The organism is Sphingomonas sp., from assembly GCF_036402235.1.
Lineage (GTDB): Bacteria > Pseudomonadota > Alphaproteobacteria > Sphingomonadales > Sphingomonadaceae > Sphingomonas.
The window spans coordinates 1-14,401 of sequence record NZ_DASWTG010000081.1 but is presented as its reverse complement, the minus strand read 5'-3'; the positions used below and the strand labels follow the sequence as shown (position 1 = coordinate 14,401).

General features: G+C 65.5%; 10 protein-coding genes, 1 tRNA gene and 1 pseudogene. 7 read left to right on the top strand and 5 right to left on the bottom strand.

The annotated features are described in order from the left end of the window. Positions 1-4 precede the first annotated feature (4 nt). Entirely contained in the window at positions 5-610 is a 606-nt protein-coding gene (locus VGD28_RS16675) for a hemerythrin domain-containing protein (RefSeq protein ID WP_331029480.1), read from the top strand. A 139-nt stretch (positions 611-749) separates the two neighbouring features. Here the strand turns inward: VGD28_RS16675 and VGD28_RS16670 are convergent, their stop codons facing one another. Further along, a complete protein-coding gene (locus tag VGD28_RS16670; protein ID WP_331029479.1) occupies positions 750-1,232 on the bottom strand; it encodes a MarR family winged helix-turn-helix transcriptional regulator in 483 nt (160 codons plus the stop codon). A gap of 59 nt (positions 1,233-1,291) precedes the next feature. On the opposite strand from VGD28_RS16670, the gene VGD28_RS16665 reads away from it, so the two are divergent. Together VGD28_RS16665 and VGD28_RS16660 are read left to right on the top strand one after the other, a co-directional pair. Continuing rightward, positions 1,292-2,377 carry a branched-chain amino acid aminotransferase gene (locus VGD28_RS16665; protein WP_331029478.1) on the top strand — a complete coding sequence of 362 codons (1,086 nt, stop codon included), beginning with the start codon at positions 1,292-1,294 and terminating at the stop codon, positions 2,375-2,377. 51 nt (positions 2,378-2,428) lie between these two features. Further along, positions 2,429-2,503, top strand: a tRNA-Gln gene (locus VGD28_RS16660). A 64-nt stretch (positions 2,504-2,567) separates the two neighbouring features. On the opposite strand, the gene VGD28_RS16655 is transcribed toward VGD28_RS16660, so the two are convergent. Genes VGD28_RS16655 through VGD28_RS16645 form a run of 3 tightly spaced genes read right to left on the bottom strand, consistent with a single transcriptional unit; the run spans position 2,568 to position 5,419 of the window. Then, positions 2,568-3,101 (bottom strand): (R)-mandelonitrile lyase, encoded by a 534-nt coding sequence (locus tag VGD28_RS16655; RefSeq protein ID WP_331029477.1) that lies wholly within the window; start codon positions 3,099-3,101, stop codon positions 2,568-2,570. Between the two features lie 13 nt (positions 3,102-3,114). Further along, positions 3,115-4,203: an alpha/beta hydrolase gene (locus VGD28_RS16650; protein WP_331029476.1), complete on the bottom strand. Its 1,089-nt coding sequence runs from the start codon at positions 4,201-4,203 to the stop codon at positions 3,115-3,117. Between the two features lie 28 nt (positions 4,204-4,231). Beyond that, the gene (locus VGD28_RS16645) at positions 4,232-5,419 is read right to left on the bottom strand and encodes an MFS transporter (protein ID WP_331029475.1); all 1,188 of its coding nucleotides are present in this window, start codon (positions 5,417-5,419) and stop codon (positions 4,232-4,234) included. A 113-nt stretch (positions 5,420-5,532) separates the two neighbouring features. Here VGD28_RS16645 and VGD28_RS16640 point away from each other — a divergent pair, with 113 nt between their 5' ends. Next, positions 5,533-6,432, top strand: coding sequence for a LysR family transcriptional regulator (locus VGD28_RS16640; protein ID WP_331029474.1), 900 nt, complete (start codon positions 5,533-5,535; stop codon positions 6,430-6,432). A gap of 26 nt (positions 6,433-6,458) precedes the next feature. On the opposite strand, the gene galA is transcribed toward VGD28_RS16640, so the two are convergent. Then, positions 6,459-9,359 (bottom strand): beta-galactosidase GalA, encoded by a 2,901-nt coding sequence (gene galA / locus VGD28_RS16635; protein ID WP_331029473.1) that lies wholly within the window; start codon positions 9,357-9,359, stop codon positions 6,459-6,461. 212 nt (positions 9,360-9,571) lie between these two features. On the opposite strand from galA, the gene VGD28_RS16630 reads away from it, so the two are divergent. The 3 genes and pseudogenes from VGD28_RS16630 to VGD28_RS16620 all read left to right on the top strand — a co-directional run. Beyond that, positions 9,572-12,508 (top strand): TonB-dependent receptor, encoded by a 2,937-nt coding sequence (locus VGD28_RS16630; RefSeq protein ID WP_331029472.1) that lies wholly within the window; start codon positions 9,572-9,574, stop codon positions 12,506-12,508. 111 nt (positions 12,509-12,619) lie between these two features. Continuing rightward, complete coding sequence (locus VGD28_RS16625) at positions 12,620-14,194, top strand: alpha-N-arabinofuranosidase (protein WP_331029471.1); 1,575 nt, start codon at positions 12,620-12,622, stop codon at positions 14,192-14,194. Positions 14,195-14,203: 9 nt separating this feature from the next. Next, positions 14,204-14,401: pseudogene (locus VGD28_RS16620) on the top strand (dihydroxy-acid dehydratase); the annotation flags it as partial.

Here is a 14,401-nt window from a genome sequence, read left to right as displayed (position 1 = left end):
CGACATGGCGACGACGACTCAGGCTCGCGACAGCAAGGGCCGCTTCAAGGAAGAAAATGGTTCCTGGCTGGGCGGATACGGCCCGATCGCCGGCGCGGTCGCGGGCGGCGCGGCGCTGGGTGTTCTGGCGCTGCTGGGGCGCAAGGCCGCGGTCCAGGCGCCCACGGCGCTGGCGGGCGACTGGATGGACGGGCTGATCGCCGAGCATCAGGCGGTGCTCAAGCTGTTCGACGCGATCGAAGCGACCGAGGACAAGGCCGCGGGACGCCGCACGATGCTGCTGATGCAGATCAAGCATGCGCTGGCCAAGCACGCGATCGAGGAAGAGAATGTGATCTATCCCGCGCTGCGCGAGGCGGGGAAGATTGAGGAAGCCGACGAGCTCAACCGCGAGCATGGCTATGTGAAGCAATATCTCTACGAGCTGGAGAACATGCCCAACACCGGTCCGGCGTTTCTGGAGAAGGTACGCCAGTTCCGCGCGGATCTGGAGGATCACATGCGCGAGGAGGAGGACGAGCTGTTCCCGGCGCTGCGCACGCAGCTGTCGGAGGAGAAGAACAAGCTGCTGACCACGGCGATGAACAAGGAAGGGTTCAAGGTGGCTTGAAGGGACGCCTCGCCCCTTGCTTCCGTCATGCTGAACTTGTTTCAGCGTCCACCGTGCAAAAGGCGACTCAGTCGCTTGTGGAGACATGGATCCTGAAACAAGTTCAGGATGGCGGCGGCAAGTGGAGGCGCGTGTCGATCTATCGTCCCAAGGCCGAGACCCGCTTGCGCTCGGCCTCGGGGATCAAGCCCTCCAGCACCGCCCAGAAGCCCCCTACCGCACCCTGCCCGGCGCTCGAATAGGCGGCGGCAAGCTTGTCGCGCAGCGCTTCGAACAACTGCCCCTCGAGCGCCACGCCTTCGGGCGTCAGGCGCAGCAGGCGCTGGCGGCGGTCCTCGCGGCCCGGGCGTGTCTCGATCAGGCCGCGATCGGTCAGGTCGGCGAGGACGCGCCCCAACGACTGCTTGGTGATCGCGAGCAGGGCGATCAACTCCCCGACCGTCAGGTCGGGCTGGCGCGCGATGAAGTAGAGCGCCCGATGGTGCGCGCGGCCGAGTCCCTGCGCTGCCAGCCCCTCATCGATCGAGCGCGTCAAATGGCTGTAGCCGAAATAGAGCAGCTCGACGCCGCGCCTTATCTCGGCTTCGCGCAGGAACAGGGGAGAGGCAGTTGGGACAGCCATGTTGACCTGTTTTGCCATCGGGCCTAGGCCTGCGCAACTGGCATCTTCAGGAGAGAGACGTGAGCAGCGCGACGTTCGAGTTCGAAGCCAATCCCAGCCCGGTCGCCGCCAGCGAACGCACCGCGCTTCTCGAGAACCCCGGCTTCGGCAAGCTGTTCACCGATCACATGGCGATGGTACGCTGGTCCGACGCCAAGGGCTGGCACGACGCGAAGATCACCGCGCGCGGCCCGCTGAGCCTCGATCCCGCGACCGCGGTGCTCCATTATGCGCAGGAGATTTTCGAGGGCCTCAAGGCCTATCGCATGGAGGATGGCGGCACCGCGCTGTTCCGCCCGCTCGAGAACGCCCGCCGCTTCCGCGAATCGGCGCAGCGCATGGCGATGCCCGAGCTGCCCGACGATTTGTTCGTCGGGTCGATCGAGGCGCTGGTGAAGGCCGATCGCGACTGGATCCCGCAGATCGAGGGCGGCTCGCTCTACCTGCGCCCCTTCATGTTCGCGAGCGAGGTGTTCCTGGGCGTGAAGCCCGCCGCGGAATACCTCTATCTCGTCATCGCATCGCCCGCGGGGGCCTATTTCAAGGGCGGGGCGCCGGCGGTGACGATCTGGGTCTCCGACCATTACACACGCGCCGCTCCGGGTGGGACGGGTGCGGCCAAGTGCGGCGGCAACTATGCCGCGAGCCTGGTCGCGCAGGCCGAGGCGATCCGCGAGGGCTGCGACCAGGTGGTGTTCCTCGACGCGGCCGAGCGCCGGTGGGTCGAGGAGCTGGGCGGCATGAACCTGTTCTTCGTGTTCGACGACGGCAGCATCGCGACGCCGCCGCTCGGCACCATCCTGCCGGGCATCACCCGCGAATCGATCCTGACGCTGGCGCGCGAGCAGGGCATCGCGGTGCGGGAGGCGCCCTATGCGATCGATCAGTGGAAGGCGGATGCGCAGAGCGGGAAGCTCGTCGAGACCTTTGCCTGCGGCACCGCGGCGGTGGTGACGCCGGTCGGCAAGGTGAAGGGCCGCGACGGCGAATTCACCATCGGCAGCGGCGGCCCGGGTCAGGTGACCGAGGCGCTCAAGGCGAAGCTGACCGCGATCCAGCGCGGTCAGGCGCCCGACAGCCATGGCTGGGTGCATCGTTTCGGCTGACCCCCTTTTCATGTCGGTTCGCGCGCTCTAAGGGCGTGCGTCCGCGAGTGCTGGGGCGTAGCCAAGCGGTAAGGCATCGGTTTTTGGTACCGACATGCGCTGGTTCGAATCCAGCCGCCCCAGCCAGCCGGCTCCTTCAGACCCGGCTCCCGTAAGCGATCGAGCCGTCAATCGGGGAGCGCATGAGCGATCAGTGCGTCGCCGATCGCTGTCCACCCGCTTGCGGCGGCCCGACCAGATACTGGTCGTCGGCAACATGCTCCATCCATTCGACCATCTTACCGTCCCGGGCTTCCTGAATGGCGATATGCGTCATCGCGGTCGTCGGCGTGGCGCCGTGCCAGTGACGGTGATCGGGCGGGCACCAGATGACATCGCCGGCGCGGATTTCGACGATCGGCTCGCCCTCGCACTGCGTCCATCCGGTGCCGCTGGTCACGATCAGCGTCTGGCCGAGCGGATGCGTGTGCCAGGCCGTGCGCGCGCCGGGCTCGAAGGTAACGCTGGCGACACCGTGGCGCGCGGGCTCAGGCGCGGTGTTCAGCGGATCGATGCGCACCGAGCCGGTGAACCACTCGGCTGGCCCCTTCTGCGAAGGCCGGGTTCCGTTGCGATAGAGCTTCATGGCGTCCTCCCTGATCGATTGCGCGACCGCCGAAGCGACGGGCAGCAGCAGCGCGGCGATCGCAAGGCCGATCGCGGCGCGATGGCGAGATTCCGTCATAACGGGCATCCCCTCACCGAAGATGCTGCTCGAAGAAGGACTGCAGCTTGTCGAACGGGATCACGTCAAGCCGGTCGTAGAGATCGACATGGCTGGCCCCTGGAATGATCATCAGCTCCTTCGGCTCCGCCGCAGCCGCATAGGCAATCTCGCTGAAGTAGCGCGAATGGGCCTTCTCGCCGTGGATCAGCAGCATCGGGCGCGGGGAGATTTCCTTGATGTAGCTGAGGAGCGGCATGTTCATGAACGACAGCGGCGTGGTCTGCGTCCATGCGTTGCCCGAGTTGACCGCGCGTGCATGATAGCCGCGCGGCGTCATGTAATAGTCGTGATAGTCGATCAGGAACTGCGCTTCGCCGCCCTTCAGCTCATTGTAGCGGGGCTGATAGGCCGGCTTTCCGTCTGCCGCGTCGGCCCAGCGCTGGCGGCTGAGTTGCTCAAGCATCTGCGTCCGTTGTTCGAGCGTGACGCTGTCGTTGTAGCCCTTCGACATGACGCGGGTCATGTCATACATGGTGCTGGCGACGACGGCCTTGATGCGCTTGTCCACGGCAACCGCGTTCAACGCCATGCCGCCCCAGCCGCAGATGCCGATGATGCCGATCCGCTCGCGATCGACGGACGGATGCAGGCCAAGGAAGTCGACCGCAGCGTTGAAATCCTCGGTATTGATGTCGGGGGAGGCAACGTTGCGCGGTTCGCCGCCGCTCTCGCCGGTATAGGAGGCGTCGAAGGCCAAGGCGGCGAAGCCGCGCTCGGCCATGGTCTGAGCGTACAGCCCCGAGGACTGCTCCTTGACCGCGCCGAACGGGCCGCCGACCGCGAGCGCGGCAAGGCGCTGATCCGCTCGGCTCTTCGGCAGGTAGAGGTCGCCCGCAAGGGTGATGCCGTAGCGGTTCGTGAACGCGATCTTCTGATGATCGACCTTCGGGCTTTTCGGGAAGGTCTTGTCCCATTCGTTCGTCATGGTGGGGGTCTCCATTGCAAGGGCCTCTCCGTCTGAAATGTCGAAGAGCGGGCCGCCGGTCAGGACGGCAGCGCCTGCCCCGGTCAGTTTCAGCAGCGCGCGCCGTCCGATCGGATGGGGCTGCGCGGCGCGCATGGTCGTATCGGCGGTCATGGCCATCTCCTTATTCGGGCTTGAGCATCTTGCGGCCGTCGCCGATCAGCAGGATCGCCGCTGCGGCGAGGGCGATGCTGCCGATGAACGTCGCCTGGATGGAAAAGCTGTCGAGCAGCATTCCGCCGACAACGGCGCCGAGGAGGATCGAAGTCTGGATCGCCGCGACCATCAGGCTGCCGGCGGCTTCGGGCGCGTCGTCGACATTCTGCGACATCCACGTCATCCAGATGACCGAGAACATGGTGTTCATCGCCCCCCAGATCGCCATGAACAGTCCCGCCGCGACGACGGAGAAACCGAGCAGCAGCAGGCCGGCGGTCGCGCCTCCCATCACCAGCGCGGGCAATTTGAGAAGCGGTGCGACATTGCCCTTCACGAACCTGCCTGCGGCCCAAGTGCCGATAAAGCCCGCGCAGCCGAGGATCAGCAGCAGGATCGAGAGCACCGTGACCTCGACGCCGGTCACCCGCTCGAGGAATGGCCGGAGATAGGTGAACATGGTGAAGGCCGAACCCCATGACAGCATGCAGGCGATGAGGCCGCGCTGGAAATAGGGGCGCTTCAAGAGGCCGAGCATGCCCAGCACGTCCCGCTTCTGCGCGACCGGCAGCGAAGGCAGCGCGACGACATGCCAGACGAGATTGATCGCGACGATCGGCGTCAGCGCCCAGAACACCTCCCGCCATCCGAAGAGACCCCCCAGATAGCTACCGATCGGCGCGGCGAACGCGGCGGCGATCGCCTGCCCGCCGAACATCAGCGCGAGCGCCCTGGGCACGTCGCCCTGCGGAACCAGGCGCATGATCACCGCCGCAGCCAGTGCCCAGAAACCGCCGATGCAAATGCCGAGCAGCGCGCGGCCGACCATCAGCACCGCGAAATTCGGCGCCGCGGCGACAAGGGCGAGCGACAGCAACATGAGGGCCGTCGTCGCCACCAGCACCCATTTGCGGTTGAGCTTCCCCGCAGCGGTGGTGATGAGGAGGCTGGCCGCGACCGCGAACAATCCACTGATGGAGATCGCCTGCCCCGTCTGTCCTTCCGTCGCGCCGAGGCCATCGGCCATCGGCGTCAGCAGGCTGACCGGCATGAACTCCGACGTGATCAGCATCGCAACGCACAGCGCCATCGAAAGGACGGCCGCCCACGCGGCGGCGGGCTTGTTCTCGTCGATCGATAGGGCTGCCGCCGTCATTCTCTTCGCTCCTGCAACGTGCAGGAGCCATCTAGCGATTACGCGATAAAGCGATTACCCGTCGAAATCCGCATGGATCAATCGATCCTATCGAATAATCTTTGGGGACCGCGATGGCCCGAACCGATCTCAATCAGCTGACCTGGTTCCAGGCCGTCGCCGAGGAGCGCAGCTTTACCAGGGCGGCCGCCAAGCTGGGCGTCGCGCAGTCGACGCTCAGCCATACAATCAAGCAGCTCGAGGCGCGGATAGGCATCCGCCTGCTGGCGCGGACGACGCGCAACGTCGCGACGACCGAGGCCGGCGAGCGACTGCTTCAGACGCTCGCCCCGCGCATCGCCGAAATCGAGGAAGAGATCGCGGCCCTGACCGCGCTTCGTGACAAGCCCTCGGGATCGATCCGGCTCACCCTCTCGGACCATGCGCTCGAAAGCGTGGTCTGGCCGAAGCTGAAACCCGTGCTGAGGGCCTATCCTGATATCAGTGTCGAGCTCCTGCTCGACAGCAGTTTCCGCAACATCGTCGAAGAGGGCTATGACGCGGGCGTCCGCCTCGGCGAGAGTGTCGAGCAGGATATGATCGCGGTGCGCATCGGGCCGGATTGGCGGTTGGTGGCGGTGGCGTCTCCCGGCTATTTTGCAACGCGAGAAAAGCCGCGGCATCCGCGGGAGCTGGTCGGGCACGTCTGCATCAACACGCGGCAGGAGACCTCCGGCGGCCTCTATGCATGGGAATTCGAGAAGGACGGCAAGGAATTGCGCGTCCGGGTCGAAGGCCAGCTCGTCTTCAACAACAGCTATGCCATGATCGACGCCGCCATGAGCGGCTATGGCATCGCCTATGTTCCCGAGAGCATCGTCGAGCGGCATATCGCGTCGGGCGCGCTCGTCCAGATCCTCGATGACTGGTCCCCCTTCTTCGACGGCTATTTCCTCTACTATCCGAGCCGCCGCCAGAATCTTCCGGCGTTTCAGGTCATCGTCGATGCGTTGCGCCATCGAAGCCAGGCGTAAGCCGAACTCACCGCACCGCGTTGCGATCAGGGGGCGGCGCGTTGGCCGGACTCCCGAACCGCCACCAACTTCCCGAAGCCCGAAGCCTTGCCCGGCTCCGCCTGGACGAGGACGACCAGCACGCGCGGCTGCTCGCCTGCCGCGAGCGGCACTTCGAGCGGGGCGGGCGCGAAATCGACCTTTTCCGCGACGCGCCGCCCGTCGAGCCAGATTTCGGCGCGCCCGGCGATCTGCGTGAACACGATCGTCCCGCCACGCTGCCGCACGCGCGCCTGCGGCGTGAACTCCATGCGATAGGCGTTCCAGGACCCCGCGTCCGAAGGACCCTCGAGCCGGCCTGAGCGGCCGCGCGCCGTGGCGTAGCGATCCTCGCTGCCGATCTGCCCGAGCGGATCGGGCCGCGTGGCGCTGAACGGTGCGCGTGCCCAGAAGCTCAGCAGCATTTCGGGCCGGGTATTGGCGACCTGCTTGCGGGGTTCCGCGGCGATGCGGCCGATGGTCAAGGCGGCGGGCCTGAGGCCGGGCGCAGTCGCGCGCAGCGTCAGCTTGCCGCGGCCGGGCGCGGCCCGGACGATCACCTGCGCGAGTCCATTGAACAGCCTTCGCGCGTTACCCTTCTCGGGATCGTGGTCGTTGGGATTGCCGTTCCCCACACCGATGATTTCGCCGCCTTGGATGGTGAAGCTGGCGGGGAGATTGGCGGTGGGAACGTGGCGGCCGGCGGCGTCGATCGCGTCGATCGTCAGCGGCTGGACGTCCTCTCCATTGCCCAGCATCACGCGACGGTCGGGCGTGATCCGTAGCGCGACCGGAGCGCCGGCGGTCTCGATATGCGTGCGCGCCACCTCGCGGCCGGCGCGGTAGCCGATCGCTTCGAGCTTGCCGGGGGCGTAGGGCAGGTGGAATTCGGGCATCCTGAGCCGGTCCACCGCGGCTTCGCCCGCCGGCCTGCCGTTGAGAAGCAGCACCACGCGCTCGGCATTGGTGAGCGCGACGACGCGGATCGGCTGGCCCTCCTTGCCCGGCCAGTTCCAGTGCGGCTGGAGCGCCAGCACGGGCTCATTGTCGATCCATTGCGCGCGGTGCTGGTGGAAGGCGAGCTTGGGAAAGCCGCAAATGTCCATGATGCCGAAAAAGCTTGAGGTCGACGGCCATTCGAACGGCGTCGGCTCGCCATGATAGTCGAAACCGGTCCACACGAACCCGCCGGCGAGGAACGGGCGCTCGGCGATCGCCTTCCACGCGGCGGCGTGCGTCGCCCCCCAGGGCGCGCCTTCGTCATCATAGCTGGTCATGACGTTGCGCGGCCGGTCGGTCGCCCACTCGCCGCGGGTCGAGAAGGCGCTGGTATCCTCCGAGCTGGTCAGCGGCTTGTCCGGGAAGGCGGCGTGATATTTGTCATATTGCGGGATCTGGTAGTTGAACCCGACCACGTCGACCGCGTGGCTGACATTGGACGGGGTGAACATGCCGTCGTTCATCGCCGCGGTGACCGGGCGGCTGTCGTCGAGCGCCTTCACCGCCGCGGCCATGCGGCGGACCATCTCATAGCCCTGGGGCGAGCCCTGCATCGGCTCCTCGTTGAACACCGACCACATGAACACAGATGGCCGGTTGCGGTCGCGGCGCACCAGCCAGCTGAGCTGTTCCATATAGCCGGGGCTGGGGTTGAACTGGCGGTTCTCGTTCATCACCAGCAGGCCGTGGCGGTCGCAGGCGTCGAGCAGCTCGATCGGCGGGGCGTTGTGCGACATGCGGATCGCGTTTGAGCCCAGCGCCTTCAGCCGCCGCACGCGCCAGTCCCACAGCGCGTCGGGGATCGCGGTGCCGACCCCGGCATGGTCCTGATGGTTGCAGGTGCCCTTGATCTTGAGCGGCTCGCCGTTGAGGTGGAAGCCGGTGCGGCCGTCGAAGCGGAACCAGCGGAAGCCGATGTTGATGCGGCGCTCGTCGAGCACGCGATCGCCGTCGCGCACGGTGACGTGGAGTGCGTAGAGCGCGGGATCGTCGGGTGACCAGAGGCGAGGGTTCGCGACCGGGAGCGTGAGCTTCCCGCTTCCCGGCTTGAGCGGATCGACCTGGCAATGTTCGATCACCAAGCCGGAGCCTCCTCCGTCTGGTCCGATCAATCTGCCTTCGATGGAAACCATGCGGCTGGCGGTGCCGATGTTCTGAAGCGTGACCGCGACCGGCACGCTCCAGCTTCCATCCTCCGCGCGGTGTGGATCGCAATGCACGCCGTCGGTGACGATATGGACCGGCTCGCGCACCGCCAGCCAGACATGCCGGTAGATGCCGGCGCCCTCGTACCACCAGCCTTCCATCGGGTTGGCATCGACGCGGATGGCGATGGTGTTCAGCTCGTCCCCGAAACGGGCATAGGGCGTCACATCCACCTGCACGCCATTGTATCCGCTCCAGTTGCGATCGACGATCGTGCCGTTGAACCAGATGGTGGCTTGGGTAGCGATCGCGCCGAAGTCGATCTCGAGAAACTTGCCCTGCAGTGCGGGGTCGAGGCGGATGGTCCGGCGATACCAGCCGATTCCGCGGCGGCGATAGCCCTGCGCGATATTGGCCGTCGGATCGACCGGTACCTCGATGGCCCAGTCGTGCGGCAGATCGACCTCGCGCCAGTCGCTGTCGTCGAAGGTCAGCGCGGCGGCGCCGTGCGCGGCGCCCGCCTTGGCGTTCTCGTAACTGGCCTGGTGCCCCCTGATCTCGGGCATCGCCACGTCGCCGAGGTGGAAGCGCCAGCCGCGATCGAGCAGCAGGCGGCCCGGCTCCTCGGCAGGGTAGGGGGCGTCGAGGCCGTCGCGCGGCGGGGGCATAGGCAAATCCGAGCCGATATGCGCCGCTGCCCCGGCCAGCTCGGCCGGAAGCGCAATCGCAGCCGCACCGCTCGCCAGAAACGCTCGTCTGTCCATGCCTTCCCCTCCTCCTCTGATTGAGAAGTCTTATCAATTTATGCGATAATTATTCAATATATGATTATTTTGGGGACTTTGAGGGAATGGCTAGTCACTATATCCCAATATGTGAAACAATCTCCCGAAATGACTTGCCAGTTTTCAAATTAATGCTATTTGTCCGACCAGACGTGCGGGGAACCCGCAAACCTTGTCCTGGGGAGGATGATATGGCTGGATTTCGGACAATTGCGTGCCGCGGCGGGTCGCTTCTGGCGATCGCGGTGACCCTTGGCGTATCGGCGCCCGCCCTTGCGCAGGAGCAATCGCCCGACGCCGAGGCAGCGCAGGGCGAGGTGGTCGTCACCGGCTTCCGCGCCTCGCTCAGCAGCGCGCTGAACCAGAAGCGCACCGAAACCGCAGCGGTCGACAGCATCCTGGCCGAGGACATCGGCAAGTTCCCCGATTCCAACCTGGCCGAATCGATGCAGCGCATTCCGGGCGTGGCGCTCGCGCGCGGCGACGGCGGCGAGGGGCGCAACATCTCGGTCCGCGGCCTCGGTGCGCAGTTCACGCGCGTGCGCATCAACGGGATGGAAGGGTCGTCGCAGACCGGCGGCTCCGATATCTTCGGCGCAGGCAACAGCGGCCGCAGCTTCGACTTCAACGTCTTTCCGACGGAGATTTTCTCGGCGCTGACCGTGCGCAAGACGCCGTCGGCGGACGTGGAGGAGGGCTCGCTCGGCGCGACGGTCGACCTGACCGCACCCAAGCCGTTCGACAGCAAGGAGAGCTTCGCGGTCTCCGCCACGGCCCGCGGTGTGTGGAACGAAGTGGCCAAGAAAGTCGATCCGCGGATCTCCGCGCTGGTCTCGAAGCAGTTCGACAATGGCTTCGGCGTGCTGGCGTCGGGTGCCTATCAGAAGCGCCATCTGCGCGAAGTCGGCTACGCCGCGGTCGACCTGCTGCCGGCCAACGTCAATGGCGGCTTCTGCTCGCCGATCGGCTATACGCCACAGAACCCGGCGACCGACGCGCTGCGCGGCGCGACGCCGACGATGTGCAGCACCAACAACCCGCGCACCAGCACGGTCGCGGCCTATCAGAAGATACTGGACCTGCGCCGGCCGGACGCACTGACCACGCCCGGCAGCGGAGCCTTCTTCCCGCGCATCCCGCGTTATGTGAACTCGGAGCAGGATCAGGAACGGATCGGCGGCACGCTGACGCTGCAATACAAGCCGGACGACGATACCGACATCTCGCTCGACCTGCTCTATTCGCGGTTCGAGGTCGAGCGGCGCGACAATTACATCGCCGGGCTCTCCTTCGCGCGATCGATCTCGAACAATGGCCAGCCGATGGTGTCGGTTCGCGAGGTCCAGTTCGACAGCAACGGATCGCTGATCTACGGCCTGTTCGATGGCGTCGATGTCCGTTCGGAGGGACTGATCGACCAGTTCGTCTCGACCTTCAAGCAGGCGAATCTGAACTTCAAACGCCGCCTCAACGACTCGCTCGAGATCAGCGGCGTCTTCGGCCTCAATCAGGCGGAGTGGGTCGGCAAGAAGCGTCTCCAGACCTTCATGGACGTGATCGACGCGGACGGCTTCTCGATCGATTATCGCGGCGGCGGCAGCGTGCCGACGATCGGCTTCGGCTTCGACGTGTCCAATCCGGGCAACTTCACCTATGCGCCGGCGCTTGCCGACGGCACAGTGCTGGGCGGGTTCAGCTTCCAGGGCAGGCCGCAGACCAACACCACCGACAATTTCACGGGTGAGGTCAACGTCAAATGGACGTTGAGCGATGCCTTCTCCGTCCGGTTCGGCGGCCAGTACCGCGAGAGCCGGTTCCACCTGACCTCGCTGCGGCCGTACAATGCCGATCTGGTGGTGCGTGTGCTGCCCGCCGGAACTACCCTCGCCAGCATCACCCGCCAGATCAGCGGCGTCGATAAGCTGTGGGGCAATGGCGCGCCAGCGAGCTGGGCCGCGATCGATCCCGACAAATGGGCGTCCACCTTCAATTTCGACGGCGTGCGCTTTTGCGGTTCCGAATGCGGCGGCGTCGATACGCGGGTGAACGAGACGATCAAGAGTGCCTATGTCATGGGCAGCTTCGACCTGGGCGAGCAGGTGGGCGTGGGCCTGCGCGGCGATATCGGCGTGCGCTATGTGCGGACGGACATGCGTTCGTCGGGCTATATCACCGTGCCGCCGCCCACCGGGACGACGTCGCCCACCAATCTGGTCGGTCAGTACGCCGTCGCGTTCAACGGCTATGAGGATTGGCTTCCGTCCGCCAATCTGGTGATCGAGCCGGTGCAGAACCTGGTGCTGCGCCTGTCCGCGGCCAAGGTGATGGCGCGGCCGGAGCTGGGGCAGCTCGCGCCGACCAGCGGCGTGAACGCGGTCACGCGGACCGGCAGCATCAACAACCCGTTCCTCGATCCGATCCGCGCCAACACGTTCGACGCCGCGCTGGAATGGTATTTCCGTCCGGGATCGCTGCTGTCGGCGGCGTTCTTCTACAAGGACATCAAGAGCTTCATCCAGAACATCAACAGCCAGGAGCCGTTCAACACGCTGGGGCTGCCAGACGCCCTGCTGTTCGGATCGAACACCCAGCCGACCGAGCTGTTCAATATCTCACGCCCCTTCAACACGCCGGGCGGTCCGCTCAAGGGCGTGGAGGTGAACCTGCAGCTGCCCTTCAACTTCATGGATGGTTTCCTCGGCAACTTCGGTGTGCTGGCGAACTACACCCATGTCGTGTCCGAGATCGAATACTGCCTGGCGAGCGCGGGCGGTGCCTGCACCCGCACGGTGAAGGACGATCTGGTCGGCCTGTCCAAGAATACCGCATCGGGCACGCTCTACTATGAGGATGACAAGTTCAGCATTCGCGGCACCGCCAACTGGCGCGACCGCTTCATCCGCGGCATTCCGGCGTCGCAGGGCAGCGACATCCAGGGCAATGCGCCGACGCTCTATGTCGATGCCTCGGCCTCGTACAACATCACCGACAGCCTCAAGCTGATCGTCGAGGCGCAGAACCTGACCGACGAGCAGAACCGGCTCTACATCGACAGCACCCGCCAGGACACGCTGTTCGAGACGCGCGTCGGCCGCACGGTCAGCGTCGGAGTCAATTTCCGCTTCTGAAGCTCTCCCTCCTTCGGGGCTGCCGCAGTGCCGGTGGCCTCGATTTTTTTTGACTCGCATTGTTCCTCGAGCTCTGATTATTTGTCGGAGTATTTTGTGGAGAGCCATTGCATGAAGCGCCCGTTCCGATCCGTTCTCGCCGTCGCACTTCTCAGCTGCACGGCGTTGCCCGCCGCGCCGGCTTTCGCCCAGACCAGCGCTCCTGCGCCGGCAACGGGCGCTACCGCGACCCTGCGCGCCGACAAGCCCGGGGCGAAGATCGACCGGCGCATCTTCAGCCAGTTCGCCGAGCATCTGGGCACCGGCATCTATGGCGGGATCTGGGTCGGGCCGAACTCGAAGATCCCCAACACGCGCGGCTATCGCAACGACGTGATCGACGCGCTGAAGGCGCTCAAGGTGCCGGTGGTGCGCTGGCCCGGCGGCTGCTTCGCCGACGAATATCACTGGCGCGAAGGGATCGGGCCGCGCAGTCAGCGCCCGGTCAAGATCAATACGCACTGGGGCGGCGTGACCGAGGACAATGCCTTCGGCACGCACGAGTTCATGGATTTCGCCGAGCTGATCGGGGCCGAGGCCTATGTCTCGGGCAATGTCGGCAACGGCACGCCGCAGGAAATGGCCGAGTGGGTCGAATATATGACCGCGCCTGCGGGCACACTTGCCGACCTGCGCGCGAAGAATGGCCGCAAGCAGCCGTGGAAGCTCCCTTATTTCGGCCTGGGCAACGAGCTGTGGGGATGCGGGGGCAGCATGCGGCCCGAATATGCCGCCGATCTTACCCGCCGCTATTCGACCTTCATCAAGGTTCCGGCCGGCGTGAAGGTTGAGAAGATCGCGAGCGGCGCCAACTCGGTCGATTACAACTGGACCGAAGTGATGATGCGCGATGCCGGCAAAATGTTCGACGGCATCGGCGTGCATTATTATACGGTGCCCGGCAGCTGGGCGAAGAAGGGCTCGGCGACGGAGTTCGACGAGGAGGAATACGCCCGCACCCTCTCCAAGACGCTGCTGATGGACGAGCTGGTCCGCAAGCATTCGGCGATCATGGACAAGTACGACCCCGCCAAGCGCGTCAACCTGGCGGTGGACGAATGGGGCACCTGGTACTCGCCCGAGCCGGGGACCAATCCCGGCTTCCTCCATCAGCAGAACACGATGCGCGACGCGGTCGTGGCGGCGATGAACATCAACATCTTCACCCGCTACGCCGATCGCGTGCGCATGACCAACATCGCGCAGATGGTGAACGTGCTGCAGGCGATGATCCTGACCGACGGGTCGAAGATGGTGCTGACGCCGACCTATCACGTCTTCCACATGTACCTGCCGTTTCAGGACGCGACCTTCCTGCCGCTCGAGCTCAAGAGCCCGTGGTACAATAAGGACCAGTGGACCGTGCCGGCGGTGAGCGGAACGGCTGCGCGCGATGCGGCGGGTGTCGTCCATGTCGCGCTGGTCAATGCCGATCCCAATCGCCCGATCACGGTCGAGGCGGCGCTCTCCGGCGTGTCGGCGAGCAGGGCGGAGGGCCAGGTACTTACCGGGGCGATCCAGGCGCACAACAGCTTCGACGCGCCCGAGCGGGTCAAGCCCGCAGCCTTTACCGGCGCGACGGTATCCGATGGCAAGCTGTCCGCGACGCTGCCGCCGGCGTCGGTCGTGGTGCTGGCGCTGCGCTGAGAGCCGTCGATGACTCAATCTCGCAAGCTGCGTTCAGCCGCGTGGTTCGACAATCCGGACAATATCGACATGACGGCGCTGTATCTGGAGCGCTATCTGAACTTCGGGCTGAGCTTGAAGGAGCTGCGGAGCGGCCGTCCGGTGATCGGGATCGCGCAGACGGGGAGCGACCTCAGCCCGTGCAACCGGCATCATCTGGTGCTGGCG

Coding starts and splice junctions, on each gene's coding strand:
- VGD28_RS16625 (WP_331029471.1), top strand. CDS start 12,620: ATGAAGCGCCCGTTCCGATCCGTTCTCGCCGTCGCACTTCTCAGCTGC.
- galA (WP_331029473.1), bottom strand. CDS start 9,359: ATGGACAGACGAGCGTTTCTGGCGAGCGGTGCGGCTGCGATTGCGCTT.
- VGD28_RS16670 (WP_331029479.1), bottom strand. CDS start 1,232: ATGGCTGTCCCAACTGCCTCTCCCCTGTTCCTGCGCGAAGCCGAGATA.
- VGD28_RS16650 (WP_331029476.1), bottom strand. CDS start 4,203: ATGCGCGCCGCGCAGCCCCATCCGATCGGACGGCGCGCGCTGCTGAAA.
- VGD28_RS16655 (WP_331029477.1), bottom strand. CDS start 3,101: ATGACGGAATCTCGCCATCGCGCCGCGATCGGCCTTGCGATCGCCGCG.
- VGD28_RS16675 (WP_331029480.1), top strand. CDS start 5: ATGGCGACGACGACTCAGGCTCGCGACAGCAAGGGCCGCTTCAAGGAA.
- VGD28_RS16645 (WP_331029475.1), bottom strand. CDS start 5,419: ATGACGGCGGCAGCCCTATCGATCGACGAGAACAAGCCCGCCGCCGCG.
- VGD28_RS16640 (WP_331029474.1), top strand. CDS start 5,533: ATGGCCCGAACCGATCTCAATCAGCTGACCTGGTTCCAGGCCGTCGCC.
- VGD28_RS16630 (WP_331029472.1), top strand. CDS start 9,572: ATGGCTGGATTTCGGACAATTGCGTGCCGCGGCGGGTCGCTTCTGGCG.